Here is a 21,218-nt window from a genome sequence, read left to right on the forward strand (position 1 = left end):
TCTACCTTCCCCATTTTTTGTTTTGTAAAAAATGATCCCTCACTAGATTAAAATCACAGTGAAGAAAACTCTCATTTAAAATAACAAATTCCCCGTTCACCATTACATGAATCGGACTATGGCTTAGAATCATATCTAAAAACAGTAAGCTCGGATCCTGTGATTCGACTACCACATCAGCTCGCTTAAAAAAACATAAATCAGCGAACATTCCTTCTTTCACACTCCCTACATGATCTAGCCCTAATGCCGATGCTCCTGTTTTCGTTAACGAATCAACCAAGTCTGTAACATCCACTTTTTCCTCTAAGTTTGATTCACCATGAAAATAAAGTGAGAAGGCAGCATCAAATGCTAATTTATGAAACGGGTTTACCATCGCAGCATCTGTACCTAATCCAATTTTGTGATGGATTAAAGCCTGAAACGGGAATCTTCCAGCCCCTGTAAAACTATTACTGACTGGACAGTGTATAAAGTTCAATTTTTTATCAGATAGAACACAAATATCTTCATCTGACAATGTGGAAGCATGAACCAATAGAGTAGATGAGTCTAGTAAATGAAGCTTGTCGAGTACCTGAATTCCAGTCTCCCCGTAATGAGAGACACATTGCTGGACTTGGCTTCTGCCTTCACAAATATGCATGACAAACTTTTTATTTTCTTGACGAGCTATTTCATGAAGCTTTTTCATCAGTTCTGGAGTTGCCGAAAGCTCAGATGCGGTAGCTGGATGAACTTTTATCAAATCCGATTCATACTTATGTACACAATCAAAATAGCGTTTGATGACAGCCTCAAGTGTGGAGGAGCTTGGCTTCGATTCTTTCCCCAACCATTGATCATTTTGTGAAAAATGGATCGCGGCTCGGGCACCCGCTTTTATAGCTTGCTCCGCATCTATCTCAGCTCGGCTCGTGAAGATGCCTAGGGTGGTTATACCTTGACGTAGCGAATGTAATATCGAGTATAAAGAAGATAATCCTTGCAGTTCCTCTGTTTCGAGATGATTATTTCGATGAACCGTATCCAAAACCTCACTTATGCTACTAAAAGCTTTTATTCCTCCATATAACTCTTTACTTGGATGCAAATGTCCATTAATTAATCCCGGTAAAACGATAAGACTTTCCGCATCGATTACATTGCTACTACTCTGGGAATTTGGCTGGCATATTTTTTCAATTTTATTCCCATAAATCACAATGTCAGCAAGGCGAAAATCGTGTTGATCTGTGTAATAGGTTGCATTTTTTAACGTTACCCGATCCGTTCCTCTATTTGGTTCCATACTAATTCCCATTGGAGCACCTCTTCCACTATATGTTCTTGTTGAATATGGAGGGTCTTCATCCCTATATTCTTAGCCGGCATGATGTCATTTGTGAGCGAGTCTCCAATAAACAAAATATCCTTTGGCTCTACCGCAAGTTCATCCACTAAACTATGAAAAAAATGTAGATGAGGTTTACAGAATGGGTAACAACTTCCGAACTGAAAATAAGAAAAGTATTGATCGATTTTATGATATTTCAGCTTTCCCATCTGAATTTGCTCCATCCCATTGCTACACACAGCAAGTGAAAAGGTCTTACTTAATTTACTTAGTAATGGTCTGGCTCCCTCGTATGGTACACAATTTTTAATGTACGCTGACTGGTAAACACTGGACACCTCCTCTAGCTTTTTCTCCATTCCATAAAAATCACAAAGCAACTTAAATCGATTTGTTAAAGTAGCTTCTACATCATGTATCCCCTTCTCAAAATTCTCCCAGGAAACTTTATTAAACTTAGCAAAAGCCTCATGGAACCCTTCAAAAGAAAGGCCTAGATCATAAAAATAAGCCTTAAACACTTCTCTTAGGCTATCCTGCTCGCCCCGGGTATGATTACATAATGTTTCGTCTAAATCAAAAACAATCACCTTCATATTTTCACACTCTCATTTCTAGTTGCGATAGTGGGTAGGACTAAACCAATAATAACGAAAGATGCTGCTACTATTTTTACATTTGAAATCGGTTCGTTATATACGAAGACCGAAAATAACATGGTAAAAATAGGGATAGAGTTAGAAAACAATGACGGAATAATAATATTAGTTTTCTTAACACCAAAGTTATAAGCCATATCAGCTACTAGATTGGCAAATAAAATGGCAAACAGCAGATAGAGTAAAGAGGTATGATCCAGATTCTGATACGCAGTCAAATCACCCCAAATGAATGCCGGAATAAAAAGCAATCCACTGCCAAATATAAAGCACCATGTAGAATAGTGGATTGGATTAATCGAATTCATAATGCTTTTTCCAAGTGAAATGTAGATAACAAATGAAATGACAGCTACAAATAAAATGAGACTACCGTATAAATGATCCACATCAAACTGGACCGAACCAAATTCACCATTGGTAACTAATAAAATAACTCCCGTAATAGATAATAAAGTTCCAAATAAATTTATCGCTTGCAACCGATTCTTTAACCAAATCACATCTAAAATATTACTTACCAAAGGAACGAGTGCGATAATCAAAGCCGCATCAACGGAAGAAGTTTTCTTCATCCCTAAATTCACAAGTAGATTGAATAAAAAAATCCCAAAAAAGCTAGCAAAAAAAATCTTGATTAAGATTTTTTTATCGTAGCTAAATAATCCCCTCCAAAAAATAAGAACCGAAACCATCGCTGCCCCAAAAATAGCATAAAAAGCTAATACAAAGGGACTTAGTACAACTAATAGAAGTTTTGTCACAATAAAGTTATAGCCCCACAGAATGACGGCTAATAATAACGTCATAACAGGAATAATCGATATCTTTTTCATACCATTCTCCTTAAGTAGAAAGGACATTTAGTAGAATATACAAATTAACATATAAGTTTAACTATATAATATAATTATGAAAAGAACAAGCCGAAAAACCGTCCTACACTCCTGAATTATTTATAAGAGCATCTGATATTATTGGAAAAATGGCCTTCTCAAAAAATGATTTGAGAAGGCCATTTTTCACAACTAAATCGTACTATCCCATATTACACGGTCTTCAAACCACATTGCTAACTCATAGATACGGTTCTGAACCTGTACCTCCGACTCTCCCTTAATAAGCACTTTAGCTATATAGTCACCACTACTTGAAATTTCATTAAATGTCTGGCCACAATGTGCGGTGACCTTATATTGAGTTACCCATTCTGGCAGAGAATCTGCAGGCATCTCTTTTAGAACTCCTTTTTTAGCTGGTACTAAAAGATAACCTCCCAGCGTCTCAAGTTTTGGAACATTTGACAATGGGGCAGCAACCTGTTCCACTAATCCACATTGTGCCTGTACAGAAAGCTTAACTAAATCAATTCCAAAGCCTTGTATTATTTTCTCACGAATGAATCCCCCTCCTGTACGACTAGCAATTTCACACAGGACTAATTCATCATGTGGGGTATGGAACACTTCGGCATGAAATGAAGTGTTTTTAGGGGTAGGAAGTGCTTTTAATAAGTTTTGAGTAAACTCTACGAGTCGGGGTAGCAATGGATTTTCTGATTCTAGAAGATAACCTCCATTAAATAACTCATCTTGAAAGGCAAGACATCCATTTATATACTTAGATGGCCAACAAAGTACCATTTCACCGTTTATGACTAAACCATCTACCGTATACATGTCCCCTTCAATGAATTTCTCCACCTCAAGATGAACAGCTAATCCCTTGCTCAAGAAAGTCATTAAATCATCTCGATCTTTTATAATGACTGTATGACACGAACCTACCCCATCTATTGGTTTCACAATAACGGGATATCCATGTTTTTGGATAAATTTATACAAATCCAACGGGGACTCTAATGGTGAGAATTCTGGGACATTTAAACCCTTTTCTCTTGCAAGCTTCTTCATAACCGTTTTATCCCTGAAAGCGATCGCACTTTCCAAAGATTGACCCTCTATGCCTAACTGTTCTCTTAATCTAGCTGCTCGTATAAGGTCATATTCAGATGTTACAATAATGGCATGAAACTTATGAGTCTCATACAACTCTAAAGCACGTATCTCCATTTCACCATTGGTTCGATAGTTTTCAAAACCTTCAACTAAATGGTAATTCACTGCTCCTCGGGCCTTTTCCGAAGTAGTCAGTAGCAACAAATCTTCATTCAAATCTTTTAACCAATCGTCATACGGATACCCCGTTTTATTCATAATGAGAATACTCATATTCCACTGCCCCTCCTATCTATAATTCCTATTCCAAACCCATTAGGTAATGTAATCAAACCATTGTTTACTCTAATTCCTGTAAAGCGATCTGATCGGAGATTCAAATGGCCATCAAGATCAATGTAATCTGCAAGCCCAGCTAAATGCGCAATCGCAGTAATCCCTAAGGAGCTTTCTGTTTTACACCCCAACATTACCTTCATCCCAACATTTCGAGCTAACTGGATTATTTCCTTTGCTCGTCGAAGCCCACCACACTTCAGAAGTTTGATGTTAACTACGCCTACACTCCCACTCAAACTTAGTAGGTCTTGAATACAATGAAAATCTTCATCCGCAACGATAGGAATAGGAGAATGATCTTGAACCCATTTCAACTGTTCATGTGATCCTGCAGGAATCGGTTGCTCTAAAAGCTCTACACCATATTGATGAAGTTTCTTGGCCGCCACAATGGCATCTTCACAATTCCAAGTTCCATTCCCATCAATCCAAATACGTCCTTGGTATACTTCTCTTAGCCTTCCGATCAACTCTAGATCACTTGTCAAAGTCATTTTCAATTTTAAAATAGGCCATTGTGAAAGCATCTTGGCCTGCTTCAATAAATCGTTTTGATCCATGACACCTAGGGAAATGCTCGTGGGTGGAATGGATAGTCCTTCAAGTCCCCATAGCCGATGAATGGGAAGACTAGTCATTTGCCCTAGGATATCATGAAGTGCCATGTCGATTGCTGCTATCACAGTTGGCTGATTCGGTATCATCGCCTCGAGATCGTTTAATAGCTTTTCGATTTCAAAAGGGGTATGCTCCTTCACTATGTCTGAGCACAGATTGAATGCATTTACAACAGTCTCAGCTGTCATGCCGTATTCTTTGGCGAATACAGCAGTGCCATACCCTCTCCATTCTTTCCATTTCAGTCTGATTATTATCTGATGAGCAGATGTAAACGTTCCTTTATTACTTTGAAAAGGCTGCTTTAACTTTAAAATTAAATCTTCATATTCGATTTCCATTGTGTGTACTCCTTACATCTTTCTCTCATCAAATTACCTGCTAAATGTTCTCTATTTACTCCCAGAGTGTGCTCGAAAGGAAGGGCGCTCTAGGCCCAGATGATCTCGTAGTGTTTGGCCTTCATACTCTGTTCGAAATAACCCACGTCGTTGGAGCTCGGGAACCACAAGCTCAACGAAATCTGTTAGCCCGTCTGGTAATTGTGGTGGCATAATATTAAATCCATCAGCAGCTTCACTCACAAACCACTCTTCTAGTTGATCTGCAATTTCTTGGGGAGTACCTAAGATCATTCTGTGTCCACGCGGACCTGCAATAGAACGATAAAGCTCACGAATCGTTAACCCTTGGGTTTTCGCTTCCTCATACAACAGCTTCTGACGACTCGTACTTCCTTGTGTCTCTGGAAGTTCTGGCAAGGGGCCGTCCACTGGATATTTTGAAATATCGATATTTCCCAGTTGGGTGGAAAGTAAGCCAAGACCTACGACTGGATCAATTAAATTTTGCAATGTTTCATATTTTTGTTCTGCTTCATCTCTAGTCCTTCCTACCACTGGAAAAATACCAGGCATCACCTTCACTTGATCAGGAGATCGACCATATTTGGCGACTTGCTCCTTTATACCTCGATAAAACGCTTTTGCCTGTTCCAAATTCTTATGTGCTGTAAAGATAACTTCTGCCCATTGAGCAGCAAAATCTTGTCCATCTGCGGAAGAGCCTGCCTGTACAATAACTGGATAACCTTGAGGGGGACGAGCTACATTTAGGGGGCCTCGTACTGAAAAAAATTCCTTCTTGTGATTCAATATATGAAGTTTTTCAGGATCAAAGAAACGACCCGATTCCTTATCAAACAAAAAGGCATCGTCTTCCCAACTATCCCACAATCCAGTTGCTACCTCCATGAACTCCCTAGCTCTAAGATATCTTGTCCCGTGGTCGGGTTGCTTGTCCAGATTAAAATTTTGGGCTTCCACGTCGGTTGTTGAAGTAACGACATTCCAACCAGAACGACCGTTACTCAAAAAATCTAAAGAAGCAAATTTTCTGGCAATGTGAAAAGGTTCGTTATAAGTAGTGGAACATGTTGCAGTTAACCCAATACGTTCCGTTACCACTGACAGTGCCGATAGTAATGTTAAGGGCTCAAAATGAACCATCCGTCCCCAGCGACTAAGTTCATCCGAGTCTTTATAATGTGTACGCACTCCCACACCATCCGATAAAAAAATCATATCGAATTTACCGCGTTCTGCTGTCTTAACTATCGAACTATAATAATGAAAATCAAGTACACCTGCTGGATATGCATTCGGGTGTCTCCAAGCAGAAATATGGTGTCCTGGAGCAGGTAAAAAAGCACCCAGTTTTATCATTGAACGACTCATATTTAGCACCTCATTCTTTTTTTGTGATGACATAGCTTCCGAATTAATGATGATTCACTTCACTTTGAACCTTTTTCGGTGACCTTTTAGACTGCTTTTCTTTCACTATGAGTACACTCAGAACCACTGCTGTAGCTAGATAAAAAAGGAAAAAGCTAAAACCGACCCTTTCTAAGCTTAACTTATCTAAGAAAAAGCCAAAAACAAATGGACCTAATCCAAATCCTATATTAAATGTTGCATTTAGGATCCCAAATGCTAGCCCCCTCTTTGTTGCAGGAGTAAACTGATTCACTTTTGATTTTAAATTAGCTACATGGGTTAATTCTCCGATTGTAAATACAACGATGAGAAGTACGCATATATAGATATTGGGAATCCTCTCAAGGGTTCCGAGTAACAAATGGAATAAAGAAAACAAGGTAGCCGTAAATAACATTTGACTGATAAAACTCCATCTGCTTACTATTTTTAATGCTTGGAGTTGTAATATGACAATCAGGAATGAATTCAACGCAAACAACAAACCAATAACGAATGGAGATAGTTCTACGAAATCATGAAGAATGGCTCCTAATAAATCATTAAATACACCGTATGTAGAAACTAAAATAACATTGAGCAAGAAAATGCTAATCAATATATATTTATGACTAGACTTACCTTGATAGGACTGTTCCGCTTCAACTGGTTCTTCTACCTTTATTTCGGATCTACTTTGATTTTTTAATAAAGGATGGAACATCGTTATAATAGAAAAACAAAGCAATAATAAACCAGTAGAGATATAAATAAAGCTAGAACCTACTGCTAGGATAACCCCCCCTAGAAGCGCTCCTATACCAACAGAAATATTTTGATTGATATAAAACATCGCAAATGGGATAGTAGGATCTTTTTTATCCACTGTATCTCCAATTAAGGCAGAAAAAACAGAACGGAAAAATGAATGTGCAAATCCTAATACAATATAGACTGTTGTGAATTCTAAGACACTACTTACAAAAGGGAGGAATAGATAGGAAGCACTTGTTACAAACAAGCCCATCAATATAAGTGGTCTACGTCCGTATCGATCTGATAGAGCGCCACCGATCACTCCACCAAATGTACGCGCAATGAAATAAATGAAAACACTTCCAGCTATAGTAGTATAACTAGCACTTAAACGCATCATCATGTCCGTAACCAAAAAGGGAATAATAATTCCCCGAGATAGACCAAAGATAAAATCAAGAAGTAAAATGAGTCGATGAATGGCTTTCAATTTTATAAACTGTTTAATTACCATAAAGCACTCCTCTCACTCTTTTATTCATATAGCTGATTGATGATTGTTTCATTTAATATTTTCTCCGACATTTCCATGTCCTGCGATGATGAAGAGTTGATACTATAAACAATGTATAGATGTCTTGTTAAAGAATCCCTCACTGGTAAGGCTTTTTGATTAGGCGGGACCAATATACCTAATTCATATACAGTTAAACCTAGACCTTTATCAATAAGAACACCTTCTCTGTTTCGTACCAACCCTTGAGAGTCTGGATTTGCGGGCCAATGAACGGGTAGGTCATGATGACTCATTTTACTTTTTAAAATGGTATCTTCTTCTAAAACATAATATTTTTGGAAAACTTGCTTACTGGAATGACTGGGTAAGTACTCTTTAACTTGTTCCTTTAACACAATCGAAAGAAGCAAATCGTACGGATTCACTTCACCTGCGTATAGATACAAATCCATAATGCGATCACCTGGATTGCGTACACACCACTCCATCACTTTCGGTGTGCCACTTTCATCGATCTTAAACTCAAGATGAACAATGGCACTCTGAATTTTTGACATTGTAATGACGAAATGATTCATTTCATTAATTTGTTGAATCGTTTCCTCCGATAATTCATGGTAGTGAACTTGATGGCCGATTTCTACCGGGAATTCAATACCTTCCGATTTTAAAGTTTGCTTCTTAGTAATAGAAGAATACAGGACTCTCCCATCTCTAACCCAACTCTCAATCGAATACTCTTGCCCCACAATTCTTTCTTCAAGTAGATATAATTGCTCTTTAGACTTCTGCACTTTCAATAAATCAAGCACCGATTTCTTTTGACTCTCATCAGACCATATCATTACGTCCATAGAACCGTACTTATTAATAGGTTTTATAACTCCGCTATCTGGCAAAATAGTGGTCATTAGTTCCTCTAACGTCACTTTTTGTGAGCGGACCTTCCACGGAGTGTTTTGGATAAGCTGTCTCTGCTTTTCTTTATTTCGAGAAATAACAGCTGCCTCAAGCCCTCCATTAGGCAATCCTAGATATCCCGCTAAGATGGCTGTTTCTACTACCAATCTTTCATCTATAGGAATGATCCCTACTATTTGATCATGCTCTAAAATATTATTCACAACCAAAAAAAACGATTCCATCGAATATTCTTCCATGCAGATGATTTCATCCACGAGATTAATAAAATGATGAGGATTGCACCGCTTATATCTGTATAATTGATCCAGCTTATTTTTTCTGCTATCTACAATAATGGCTTTTAGACCTCTTTTTCGAATACATCTTACATATTCTTCTGTAATCTCAGAAAAACCCCCGAGGATTAGCACCGCTTTTTCCATTCAAAACACCCCATTATTTCTCATTAGGATAAATAAGGGTTTCTTATTGTACTCGCTCATTTGGTTGCTAGACAATACGAAACCCTATTTGTACAGGTAAATCATTTCAAATTCTTATACGAGTGTTCGAATCGGTGAACCATTTACAAATGCAATTATGTCTTCCACAGCTTCCTTGTAATAAGTGTGGTAATTTCTCTGTGTCACATATCCTAAATGTGGCGTGGCGAGTAGATTAGGTAGGGTCCGTAACGGATCGAACTCCGGTAAAGGCTCGATTTCAAATACATCCACGCCTGCTCCTGCAATTTGTTTATTTTCAAGAGCTTTCATGAGAGCCACTTGGTCCACGATGGCTGCACGTGATGTATTAATTAAAAAAGATGATGGTCGCATTAGCTGTAACTCTTCTTCACCGATTAAGCCCCTCGTTCGATCGCTAAGTACTAGATGGATGGAAACAAAATCACTGTTTTTAAGTAGTTCTTCCTTTGAAGCAGCCAGTGCTACACCTGTATTTTCTGTTTGTTCACGTGTCAAGTTCTGGCTCCAGGCAACCACATTCATCCCAAATGCTTTACCGATTCGTGCCATCCTACCTCCAATTTTCCCCAAACCAAGCAAGCCAAGTGTTTTTCCGTATAAATCTGTACCCACGGTTTGTTGCCATGGACCATTTTGTTTCAATGCATTATTTTCTACAACAATATTTCGAGCTAAACCTAAAATTAAAGCCCAAGCAAGCTCTGTGGGAGGCTCAGAACTACTTGCTGTACCGCAGACGGTAACGCCATTGGAAGCGGCAGCCTGTAGATCTATGGATGCATTTCGCATTCCAGATGTAATCAACAGCTTCAACTTCTCCAAGCGCTTAAATAGTCTCGCAGGAAAAGGGGTACGTTCACGCATAATGACTACAATCTCATAATCTTGAATGGTATTTACAAGTTCATCTTCATTCGCAATGTAATGGTGAATCGAAGTGACTTCTACTTTATCTGCTATAGCAGACCAATCCGTTATCTTCAAAGCTACGTTCTGATAATCATCCAATATGACACATTTCCATTTCATTCTCTACACCCCGTTACCATTTTTTAGTTTTCAACCCATGAGTGATCCAACAATCATACACGACTGTTGAAAGGATAACTCTCTAAATCCTTCCGGCTCCACCGAGCGGCTAAAGTCATGTGATTTTTGATTATTCAAGATTCCACACTTAGGGATAAAGCGATCGAGAAAATATTGGGAGAGGTTGGATTTCTGCTCCCCTAGCCATTGCAATGTTATGCGCTCCACCTCTACTGCCATCTGACCTGGACATTCTGCGAGATGATCTGTTCCCTTCCTAACTCTGAGGAATAACTCAGTTAAAAGCTCATTGTCTCTAGGATGCTGATCAGTCGGACATAAAGAAAACACGACTGCAGGGATCACTACAAATAAAATCGGATCCACTTCTGGGTATCTATCTATAATAAGATTACAAATCCTCCTGTAACTCCTAACCTTGGACTTCGTAGCAATATATCCGCTCCGTTTGGGTGGATAACCTGCCATGTCTCTAGCTCCCCAGTGAAAGTGTGGGTTAAATGGTTGAGTCATTGTAGAACGAATGACATTTCTATCTGGATAATGCGAACTTACTACAGCAGAGAAAATACGCATGGCCACATTCGAAACGAGTGGCATATGTGTAGGCATTTGATCGATTTGTTGAAAGAACTGATCTGGTTGATCCACGGCTCGAAATGGTATCATGGCTGCTTCAACTAGTTCACTCGCACTTGAATAAAAAACCTCTCCCATCCGGAAACTTCTATCTTCACAAATCAGGTCAGATCTATACATTCTTCCATCCAGAGTCACTTGATGACTGATTAAATCTTGGAAAATGGCTCTCGAATTCTCACGTTGTGAAGCATCTTCTATCAAATCACATAGAATCCTTTTTATTAAAGACTCCTGCTCATACACAATAGAAGGTTCAAAACGAAATTCAAATTTTTGATACTGAAGCCGATTTTTATGAACTTGTATTAATGGAATGAACTCTCCTCTATATTCAGTTTTTACAAAAGGAGTAAAGTACGAATGTTCACGCCCTCTTCTAACAAACCCCGATCCATCCCATGTAAACAAGGGCAGCTCCATTCTACTATCCTGTTCAACGATCGAACCAGGCACATACACAATATCACCATTTTGCATGTCTTGTGTTTCTGTTTGAGTAAAACAGTAAAGTAGCGGGTATCCGTATCCTTTAGAACAAATCGCATTATTAAAATCCATCATTCCCGCTCTGCCTTGCATAATTTGCTCCCAATTCCCAATATGTCCAGTTCGTGGTGGTAACAACTCAGGCGAGGATTGGATAAGAGAAAGAAGCTTTCCGATCTTAACATCTGTAGTTCCCATGTGGATCCAATTAAAGGAACACTCCCTCTTTTCGAATGCATCTAGTGCGGAATCTTTCTTCCATCTTAATTTATCAAGTACACCGAGTTCAGTAAGAAGCTCGATTGGACTTTTCATTACTTCTGTTCCCATGCTAAATCCTCCTGTTGCTTCCTTCACTAGAAAAGTGACTCATTGAAAGTTGCATATTCTTTATCACAAGGGGTAGAATTCCTCCGCTTTGGTAATATTTCAGCTCATCATCCGACTCGATACAAGCCCGCACCATAAACTGAACCAGATCACCATTCTCCTTCTGGGCCTTCACACTTAATTTCATTCCTACTTGAAGCTGTTCAATTCCACTAATTTCATAGATTTCACTTCCATCTAATCCAAGAAAGCCCGAATTTTCACCTAGTTGAAATGCCAAAGGAAGTATGCCCATGCAAATCAGATTGGAACGGTGGATTCGCTCAAAACTCTCCGAAATCACTGCTTTGACTCCCAAGAGTTTAGGACCTTTGGCTGCCCAATCCCGTGACGAACCCGTTCCATACTCTTTACCTGAAATAATCACCAGAGGAATATCCTCTGCTGTGTATCTCATAGCAGCATCATAGATAGTCATCATCTGGTTGGATGGATAATGCATTGTGAACCCTCCCTCAACTCCCGGCAGCATCTTATTTTTCAAACGAATATTGGCTAGTGTGGCTCTCATTAAAACCTCATGATTACCGCGTCGAGAACCATAGGTATTGAATGCTTCCCGTTCTACTCCATTCTCTTTAAGATAGAGGCCAGCAGGGTTATTGGAATCGACCACTCCACCTGGAGAGATATGATCGGTCGTAATACTATCCCCTAACAAAGCAAGCACGCGTCCTCCGATAATCGACTTCGGTGCAGTCACCTTATCAAAATAAGGTGGTTTTTTTATATAGGTGGAATTTTCCTCCCAATGATACAATTCGCTCTTAACCATAGGAATTGCCTGCCAACGTTCATCGGCCTTTTGGTCATAGCGTTTGATATACATGTCTTTAGAAATAAACGTTCTCATCATGAAAGCAATCTCTTCATCAGAAGGCCAAATATCATGTAGGTAAACGGGAGTATCTTTGTCATAACCGATCGGTTCATGTTCCAGATCGATACAAACTGTGCCAGCAATGGCGTATGCGATAACCAAGGGTGGTGATGCTAGATAATTAGCCTGAACAGATGGATGAATACGCCCTTCAAAATTACGGTTCCCACTAAGTACAGAACTTGTAACGATACCCTGCTCCTTCACCGCAAGCGCAATTCGCGGATCGATTGGACCACTGCTACCTGAGCAAGTCATACAACCATATCCTGTTACATGAAATCCTAGCGCCTCCAAAGGTATCATCAAACCAGAAGATGCTAGATAATCTGAAACCACCTGCGATCCAGGAGATAAGCTGGTTTTCACGTATGCAGGCACACACAAATTACGCTCCACAGCATTTCGTGCCAACAAACCTGCAGCGATCATAACAGCGGGATTGGAAGTATTGGTACACGAAGTAATAGCTGCAAGTAATATGGATCCGTGGGTAAGGGTGATCGTCTGATCATCAAGCTGTACTCTTACTTCAGGTCCGTTTCTTCCGTTCTGTGAAAACTCCTGGGAACCTAAGGTAGTTTCGAGAGATGCCTTGAAAGACGTTTTTAAATCCTTCAATACAATACGATCTTGTGGGCGTACTGGACCAGCAACACTTGGTTCTACCTCATCCAACCTAAACTCAATCCGTTTATTGAACATAGGCATCTGATCATTTTCAGTCCAATACAATCCCTGAAGTTTATAATAGTTCTCCACTAATTTTACTTGTGCTTCCGAACGCCCTGTCATGCGCAGATAACACAGTGCCTCGTCATCTACAGGAAAATAGGCACAGGTAGCTCCATACTCTGGCGCCATATTTGCAATGGTGGCCCGTTCCGCTAAACTAAGAAATCTCATTCCTTCACCAGTAAATTCAACAAACTGATCCACTACTCCCTCACGGCGCAACTTGTCCGTAATCGTCAGCACTAAGTCCGTCGTAGTAACCCCGGGTCTAAGTCTCCCCTTCAATTCCACACCCACCACAGAAGGGCTTACAAGCATGAGTGGATGGCCCAACATAACTGCTTCTGCTTCAAGCCCTCCAACACCCCAACCTAACACGCCGAGCCCATTAATCATGGTTGTATGGCTATCTGTTCCACAAACACTGTCTGGAAATATAACTTGGGCACCGCCCCACTCTTTCACTTGAATTACACTTGCCAAATATTCCAAATTTATCTGGTGACAGATCCCCATTCCAGGCGGGAACACCCGAAGGTTTTGGAATGTTTGTTCTCCCCAACGCAACAGTTTATACCGCTCTTGATTTCGCTGAAATTCAAGTTTCGTATTTCGTTCAAAAGCATCCGATGAATTCGAATAGTCTACTATTATGGAATGATCAACCACTACATCCGTTTGGATAACAGGATTAACTTGTGTGGGATCTCCACCAAGTTCCTTGACTGATTCTCGCATAGCAGCTAAATCCACTAATACAGGAACACCCGTGAAATCCTGCATAAGTACACGACTTGGTAAATAGGGAATGACAGTCTTTTCCTTCCCGTTAACTAGAGCGTGAATCTTCGAATCTACTGTATCCATATCAACATGCCCCATACTCACTGAGCGCAAAAGAGATTCAAGCAATAACCTAATTGAATAAGGAATACGCGATAAATTCAGATCTAATCGTTCCGCTAATTTCGTTAATGACCAAACTGTATAGACCTGCTGTTCAAACTCAAGAGGAATACAAACCCCTAAGGGATCTTTTAAAGAGTTTATCATTTAGTACTCCCCTTTCATCTCCTCAGACTCAAGACGTTTCATAAGAGCTTTTCTATCCATTTTCCCATTCGAATTCAAAGGCATCTCTTCAAGCACATGAACAGTATGGGGGACCATATAAGTGGGCAACTCTTTTCGAACTCCTATAAGTATCGTATTAGAATCTAGATTGGCACCCACAACAAAAGCAGTAATTCCTTTAATAGTACCAGTTTCAATCGGCCATCCCACTGCTACTGCAGACACCACATTGGGTTGTCGCAAGAGCGTTGCTTCTACTTCACTTAACTCCACTCGATAACCTTGTACCTTCACTTGATGATCCAAGCGACCTAAATAAGTCAGATCTCCACTCGGTAGATAGCGAACCCGGTCCCCAGTTCGATAAAAAACCTTAGTCTGGCCAGAGTCATCCTTATACTCAATCAAAGATGTATGGGTTTGCTCGAAATTGCCCCAATAGCCTAAAAATGTCTGTGGACCCGATATACATAGCTCTCCTTCATTTCCATATGGAACTGGCTCCAAGTTTTCATCCAAGATGAGAGACTCCATTTCTGGATACAATTTACCTATAGGAACTGATTCATTTACGCACTCCATAGGTGATTTTATTGGATCCCAGCGGTAAGCCGTGCAAGCAATAGTAAGTTCCGTGGGACCGTAGAGATTTTCAATAATCGAATTGGGCGCAGCCAACTGCCAAGCCTCAGCCGTTGTTTTCAGAAGTACCTCTCCACAAAAGAAACTCCAGCGCAAACTTGGCATGCTATTTTGCTTCAAAAAGTTTTGCTTACACAAAAGTACAGCAACAGACGGTACAGAAAACCAAACCGTAATCCCCTTTTCCCGAATAAAGCTAAATGGAGATAAGAGATGTATGGGATCCATCGAACAGACAGCAGCTCCACGCCCCCACGCCATAAATAGATCAAATATAGACAGATCAAAGGTCTGATCAAAGGTTTGGGTGAATCGATCCTGATCAGTGATTTGATACCTTTGTTGATTCACCTCTATAAAATGAGTAACATTTTTATGGGTAATCGGTACACCTTTTGATATTCCAGTACTTCCTGATGTAAATAGAAGATACGCAACAGAATTAGTAGAAATAAAAGGGAATTTTACTAATGGAGGTGCACACTCTAAGTCAGTTTGATCACGAACTTCAGCTCTGATATGAACTAGGTCTTTTTTACTAGACTCGGGTAAAAGTACACACTTAGGAATCTGTTTTAAATTTTTTATTATTTCGCAAAACTGAGGCAAAGAACCCTTATCAACCAAAACAGCATCGAGGTCAGCTAACTCCATCATCATACGTGTTCGTTGTATAGGAAAATTACGATTAAACGGCACAAATGTCGCCCCAGAAAATAAACTCGCCAAAACACCTACATAGGAAGTCAAACTACGATAGGCGAAAATTCCTACCCTTTTGGGTGTAGTATCAGAGGCCCCTAAAAGAACAGATGCCCAACGACAAGCCTTATCATTTAGTTCGGTATAGGTCCATTCATTTTGCTTAATAGATAACGCTAAATTATCTGGGAAGCGTTTAACACTAGACAGAAAACCAGAGTGTAATAATGGACCCTGATTTTCCACTTGGAGAATAGCGGGTTGCAAAGTCATGACAAACCTCCGAAATGATTACAAATTTTAAGATTTTTTATCTCTTTGATTTATCGGAATATAGGCGAGATCAGTATCACCCACATACTCTAGTAAAGGTCGAATGAGGATATTATTCTCACACTGTTCTTGTATCTGAGCAATCCATCCGGGAATACGGCCAACTACAAAAGAAGATATGAATAAATCAGAAGAAATTCCAAGCAAGTGATACACTACACTTGCATAGAGATCCACGTTTATACCCACTCCTTTTTCCATGTAAGGACGCATAGCATCAACCACTGCCTCTAAAATGTCATAGCACTTGGAATCGCCCAATGTACTACTAAGCTCAAACGCAACTTTACGCAAATGCCTGGCGCGAGGATCTTCTGTTTTATAGACTCGATGCCCAAAACCCATAACGGGTCTATTTTGACTCTGGATCCGCATCACATATTCAGCTGCATACCGGGACTCACTTATCTCTTGAATCATCGACATAACATTTTCAATTGCCCCACCATGGAGAGGACCAGCAAAAGCGGAAATAGCTGCAGTCAATGACGCAAAGATATCTGCGCCTGTCCCAGACACCACTCGTGCAGTGAACGCCGAAGCATTAGATCCATGATCGGTATGAAGAATCAATACTTTATCTACCACTCGAACAGCAGATTCAGTTGGCATCTTTCCATTCAACATATAGAGAAAGTTAGCTGCATGGGAAATCGAAGGATCTGGTGGGATAGGCTCTTTACCTTGTCGTATTGCTTGGTGAGCCGCCACTAGGATAGGGACTTGTGAAATCAACCTAATTGCTCTTCTTTGAAATGCCTCCATAGACACATCATCTTTTTCTGGATCGAATACAGACAACAAAGACATGGCAGTCCGGAGCACCTCTATGGGATGCGCCTTACTCATGGTCCGAATCATATCAAACATTGGAGTAGGGATATCGCGCGCAGCTTTCAGCCTTTCATTGAATTGGCTCAGTTCCTCTGTAGTGGGTAACATCCCGTATAAAAAGAGAAAAGCAGTCTCTTCAAACGTCGAAAATTCCACAAGGTCGTGAATGGAATATCCCTTATACTGTAATTTTCCCTTATGACCATCAATGAAAGTTGTACGTGTTCGATCAAACACAACTCCAGAGAGCCCTCGATGAACGGGCTTCTTATGAATGGAATCCTCAGACTCATCTCCATTTCGTCCACTCATTTCCATTAACTCGTTTCCCGATATTCTATTATGCTTTTCAATATGGTCTATGATAGCAGCAACAGAGTTCAGTTTGACTATCAAATCTGAATCGATTTGTATACAATACTTCTGTTCAAGGGCAAGCATTAAATTCACATGACCTAAGGAGTCCCATTCATTGATAGATAGATACTCTAGATCATCAACAACTGAATCAAGTTCAATTTTAAATGTATTTGAGATTAAAGTCTTGATTTCCATTCGTTTCTTATTTCCCATTTCTAAAATAGGAAGGTTATTATTTTGCATTTTGCTTCGTCACTCCGACTACTAAATAGTTTAATTTATTAGATTATACACTAAAGTCAAATGATAAATAAACATATAAATTATAATAATATTTTTAATAAGAAAGATTGATTTTTATATTCTTACATTTATATAAAGAAAAACCGCCTCCTCAAGTCCTCCTCGAGAAGGCGATCTATCACTCTACTTCCCATCCTCTTTTTTCGCAAAAAAGTGCTTTAATGCTTGGTACACTTGTCCTTTTTCTTTAATAACGTAGTGCAAGAACTTCTCATCTTTCACATGGCGATAGGCATTCATGAGGGTGCTGTGGCGGTTGTATTGGTTGACCTCGCCATAGCCGAAGATGTTGGAGCGTTTCATGAGCTCTTGGACGAGGCCGATGCATTTTTGGTTGTCGCTGGTAAGGTTGTCACCGTCGGAGAAGTGGAAGGAATATATATTGAATTGGGATGGAGGATAGCGAGTATCGATGATTTCTAGAGCTTTGCGATAGGCAGAGGAGCAAATGGTGCCTCCGCTTTCTCCTTTGGTGAAGAAATGTTCTTCGCTGACTTCCTTGGCCTCAGTATGATGGGCAATAAAGACGATTTCTACTTTTTCGTATTTGGTTCGTAGAAAACGGACCATCCAGAAGAAGAAGCTCCGGGCTACGTATTTTTCAAACATGCCCATCGAACCGGAAGTATCCATCATAGCCATCACAACAGCATTGGAATGTGGGATAGTGATTTCTTCCCATGTCTTATATCGTAGATCGTCAATCGAGATTTTCAGCTTTCCTTTGTTACCTAGTCTACCGTTTCTACGAATGGCTTCTAATAGAGTTCGCTTCTTCGCAATGTTTCCAGATAGGCCGGTTTTACGAATATCGTTGAATCGTGTGTCTTCTACGGTGATGGAGTCCATTTCTTTCTGCACGAGATAAGGAAGTTCCATCTCTGCAAAGAGAATATTTTCTAGTTCTTCCATCGATATTTCTGCTTCATAATAATCTTCGCCTGCTTGTTCTCCAGCTCCCTGCCCCTTGCCTGATCCTTTCTGTGGCTCACCCTCTTTGGCTACGACGTCCCCTACTTGTGTGTCACCTTGTCCTTGCCCCATCTGTTTACTCTTATTGTGATTGAAACGAAAGCGGTATTCCTCCATGGAGCGAATCGGAACTTTCACGACTTGTTTTCCATCGGATAGAATGATGCTTTCTTCGCTTACGAGGTCAGGTAAATTTTTCTTGATCGCTTCTTTTACTTTCTCTTGATGCCGAAGCTGGTCTTGATCCCCTTTGCGATGCAGGGACCAATCCTCCTCAGATACAAGCATAAATTCACCTCCCACTATTCCGTTGGCTGCTGGCTAACGATTTAACAGACTGCCAACATATCGTAGGAGCCCGTTGGCACTAGCAGGAGTATACCCGTAATCTTCGACTAGACGAGCAATCACTTCATTCATCCGTTTCAATTGCCCTTCATCTGGAGTTTTCGCAGATGTGGTGATTTTGACGATATCTTTTAGATCGATAAATAATTTCTTTTGAATCGCTTCTCTGAGACGTTCGTGGCTGTTGTAATCAAAACGCTTTCCTTTACGAGCATAGGCAGATAAGCGGATTAAAATTTCTTCACGGAATGCTTTTTTTGCATTTTCGGATATCCCAATTTGTTCTTCTATGGAACGCATCAGCTTTTCATCCGGCTCCATCTCTTCACCTGTAAGGGGGTCCTTGATTTTATGCCAATTGCAGTACGCTTCGACATTGTCGAGATAGTTATCCATCAGTGATTTTGCTGACTCTTCATAGGAATAGACAAATGCTTTTTGTACCTCTTTTTTCGCGATATCATCATATTCTTTTCGCGCTAGGGCGATGAAGTTGAGATAGCGTTCGCGTTGCTCAGCGGTAATGGATGGATGCTGATCTAAGCCATCTTTTAGAGAACGAAGGATATCTAATGCGTTGATATAATCGGCATCAGTCCGAATGAGAGCACTTGAAATACGGTTGATGACATAACGGGGGTCAATTCCGTTCAATCCTTCGTCGTAGAATTCGCTTTTTAGCTCCTCTACATCAATATCTTTAATGCCTTCTAAGGCTTCACCATCATAGAGGCGCATTTTTTGGATGAGATCCATACCTTGCCTTTTGGAATCTTTTAATCTAGTTAGGATGGAAAATACAGCAGCAGTGCGAAGGGAGTGGGGTGCGATGTGTATATGAGATAAGTCGGATTGTTTGATCAGTTTTTCGTAGATTTTTTCTTCTTCAGAGACTTGTAGATTATACGGAATCGGCATCACGATAATCCTTGAGTGGAGCGCTTCATTTCGCTTGTTGGCAATAAAGTTGCGATATTCTGTTTCATTCGTGTGGGCAATGATTAATTCATCTGCGGAGATGAGTGCAAAACGCCCCGCTTTAAAGTTACCTTCTTGAGTAAGGGATAGTAAGTTCCATAAGAATTTCTCATCACACTTAAGCATCTCTTGGAATTCCATCAGTCCACGGTTCGCTTTATTCAATTCTCCATCGAAGCGGTAAGCGCGTGGGTCTGATTCGGAACCGTACTCTGTAATCGTCGCAAAATCAATCGACCCTGTTAAGTCGGCAATATCCTGCGATTTCGGGTCAGATGGACTAAATGTTCCAATCCCGACCCGCTCATCTTCTGATAAGAAGACTCTTTCTACTACCATATCTTCAATCCGTCCATTGTACTCATCTCGTAGGCGTTGACGACAAGACGGACATACATTTCCTTCTATTCGAATCCCTAACTCTTTTTCAAAATCTGAACGTACTTCTTTGGGTATCAGGTTTAATGGCTCTTCATGCATCGGACATCCTTTGATTGCATAGATTGCACCTTCATCGGTTCGCGAATACTCTTCTAGTCCTTTTTTGACCATAGCTACTAGAGTTGATTTCCCTCCGCTGACAGGACCCATTAAAAGCAAGATTCGTTTCCGAACATCAAGCCGACGAGCGGCAGAGTGAAAATACTCTTCAACAAGGCGCTCAATTGCGTAGTCCAGTCCAAAAATCTCCCGACTAAAAAATAGATATTTTTTATTGCCGTTGGAGTCTGTTTCAACACCAGCCCTACGAATCATGTCATAGACACGTGAGTGAGCCGTTTGGGTAACTTGAGGATTTTGCTTTACAATCTCCAGATATTCCGTAAATGTCCCTTCCCACAACAACTTCTTTTCTTGTTCTCGGTGATCTGCGAGACGCTTTAAAATATCCATAGAGGTCCCCTCTCCCTATCCAGCTTCACTCAAACCAATCGGTCTGAGTATCTAACATTTATTTGTCTCATGACATCATACGCATCATAACTCTAGCAAAATCCATAAAAAAGAATGAGAGTTCTAGTATATGCTAGTAGGAGATACAAGTTGCGTACGCACATTCGAATCAGAACAAATTGGGGGTTCACATCACTCGTAATAAAGGGTGGATAAATGGACAGGAAAAGATAATACGTATTCATATTATACAATAATAAA

At 40.1% G+C, this 21,218-nt stretch carries 15 protein-coding genes; all 15 read right to left on the bottom strand.

Features of this window, described 5'->3' with window-relative positions:
* Nucleotide 1: 1 nt before the first annotated feature.
* The 15 genes from BLU58_RS12250 to BLU58_RS12320 all read right to left on the bottom strand — a co-directional run bounded on the left by BLU58_RS12250 (nt 2) and on the right by BLU58_RS12320 (nt 20,957).
* Nucleotides 2-1,306 (bottom strand): amidohydrolase family protein, encoded by a 1,305-nt coding sequence (locus BLU58_RS12250; protein ID WP_093292499.1) that lies wholly within the window; start codon nt 1,304-1,306, stop codon nt 2-4.
* Nucleotides 1,264-1,935, bottom strand: a complete 672-nt coding sequence (locus BLU58_RS12255) for an HAD family hydrolase (RefSeq protein WP_093292500.1) — start codon at nt 1,933-1,935, stop codon at nt 1,264-1,266. Before BLU58_RS12255 ends, BLU58_RS12250 begins: the two co-directional genes overlap by 43 nt.
* Entirely contained in the window at nt 1,932-2,834 is a 903-nt protein-coding gene (locus BLU58_RS12260; RefSeq protein WP_176786655.1) for a DMT family transporter, read from the bottom strand. Before BLU58_RS12260 ends, BLU58_RS12255 begins: the two co-directional genes overlap by 4 nt.
* Nucleotides 2,835-3,026: 192 nt before the next feature.
* Nucleotides 3,027-4,229 (bottom strand): ATP-grasp domain-containing protein, encoded by a 1,203-nt coding sequence (locus BLU58_RS12265; protein ID WP_093292502.1) that lies wholly within the window; start codon nt 4,227-4,229, stop codon nt 3,027-3,029.
* Complete coding sequence (locus tag BLU58_RS12270; RefSeq protein WP_093292503.1) at nt 4,226-5,254, bottom strand: dipeptide epimerase; 1,029 nt, start codon at nt 5,252-5,254, stop codon at nt 4,226-4,228. Before BLU58_RS12270 ends, BLU58_RS12265 begins: the two co-directional genes overlap by 4 nt.
* Before the next feature lie 51 nt (nt 5,255-5,305).
* Entirely contained in the window at nt 5,306-6,649 is a 1,344-nt protein-coding gene (locus BLU58_RS12275; protein WP_176786656.1) for an LLM class flavin-dependent oxidoreductase, read from the bottom strand.
* Nucleotides 6,650-6,692: 43 nt separating this feature from the next.
* Nucleotides 6,693-7,940, bottom strand: a complete 1,248-nt coding sequence (locus BLU58_RS12280) for an MFS transporter (RefSeq protein ID WP_093292504.1) — start codon at nt 7,938-7,940, stop codon at nt 6,693-6,695.
* Nucleotides 7,941-7,960: 20 nt separating this feature from the next.
* Entirely contained in the window at nt 7,961-9,289 is a 1,329-nt protein-coding gene (locus BLU58_RS12285) for an ATP-grasp domain-containing protein (protein ID WP_093292505.1), read from the bottom strand.
* 114 nt (nt 9,290-9,403) lie between these two features.
* Entirely contained in the window at nt 9,404-10,363 is a 960-nt protein-coding gene (locus BLU58_RS12290) for a D-2-hydroxyacid dehydrogenase family protein (protein ID WP_093292506.1), read from the bottom strand.
* 30 nt (nt 10,364-10,393) lie between these two features.
* Entirely contained in the window at nt 10,394-11,842 is a 1,449-nt protein-coding gene (locus tag BLU58_RS12295) for a DUF6025 family protein (RefSeq protein ID WP_093292507.1), read from the bottom strand.
* Between the two features lies 1 nt (nt 11,843).
* A complete protein-coding gene (acnA, locus tag BLU58_RS12300) occupies nt 11,844-14,570 on the bottom strand; it encodes an aconitate hydratase AcnA (protein ID WP_093292508.1) in 2,727 nt (908 codons plus the stop codon).
* Complete coding sequence (locus BLU58_RS12305) at nt 14,571-16,208, bottom strand: amino acid adenylation domain-containing protein (RefSeq protein ID WP_093292509.1); 1,638 nt, start codon at nt 16,206-16,208, stop codon at nt 14,571-14,573.
* A 27-nt stretch (nt 16,209-16,235) separates the two neighbouring features.
* Nucleotides 16,236-17,705: a citrate/2-methylcitrate synthase gene (locus tag BLU58_RS12310; RefSeq protein WP_218122197.1), complete on the bottom strand. Its 1,470-nt coding sequence runs from the start codon at nt 17,703-17,705 to the stop codon at nt 16,236-16,238.
* Nucleotides 17,706-17,888: 183 nt separating this feature from the next.
* The gene (yhbH, locus tag BLU58_RS12315) at nt 17,889-19,025 is read right to left on the bottom strand and encodes a sporulation protein YhbH (protein ID WP_093292510.1); all 1,137 of its coding nucleotides are present in this window, start codon (nt 19,023-19,025) and stop codon (nt 17,889-17,891) included.
* A gap of 33 nt (nt 19,026-19,058) precedes the next feature.
* Nucleotides 19,059-20,957 (bottom strand): PrkA family serine protein kinase, encoded by a 1,899-nt coding sequence (locus tag BLU58_RS12320; protein ID WP_093292511.1) that lies wholly within the window; start codon nt 20,955-20,957, stop codon nt 19,059-19,061.
* Nucleotides 20,958-21,218 lie beyond the last annotated feature (261 nt).

The sequence above is a fragment of the Thermoactinomyces sp. DSM 45892 genome (assembly GCF_900107305.1).
In the GTDB taxonomy this organism is placed as follows: domain Bacteria; phylum Bacillota; class Bacilli; order Thermoactinomycetales; family Thermoactinomycetaceae; genus Baia.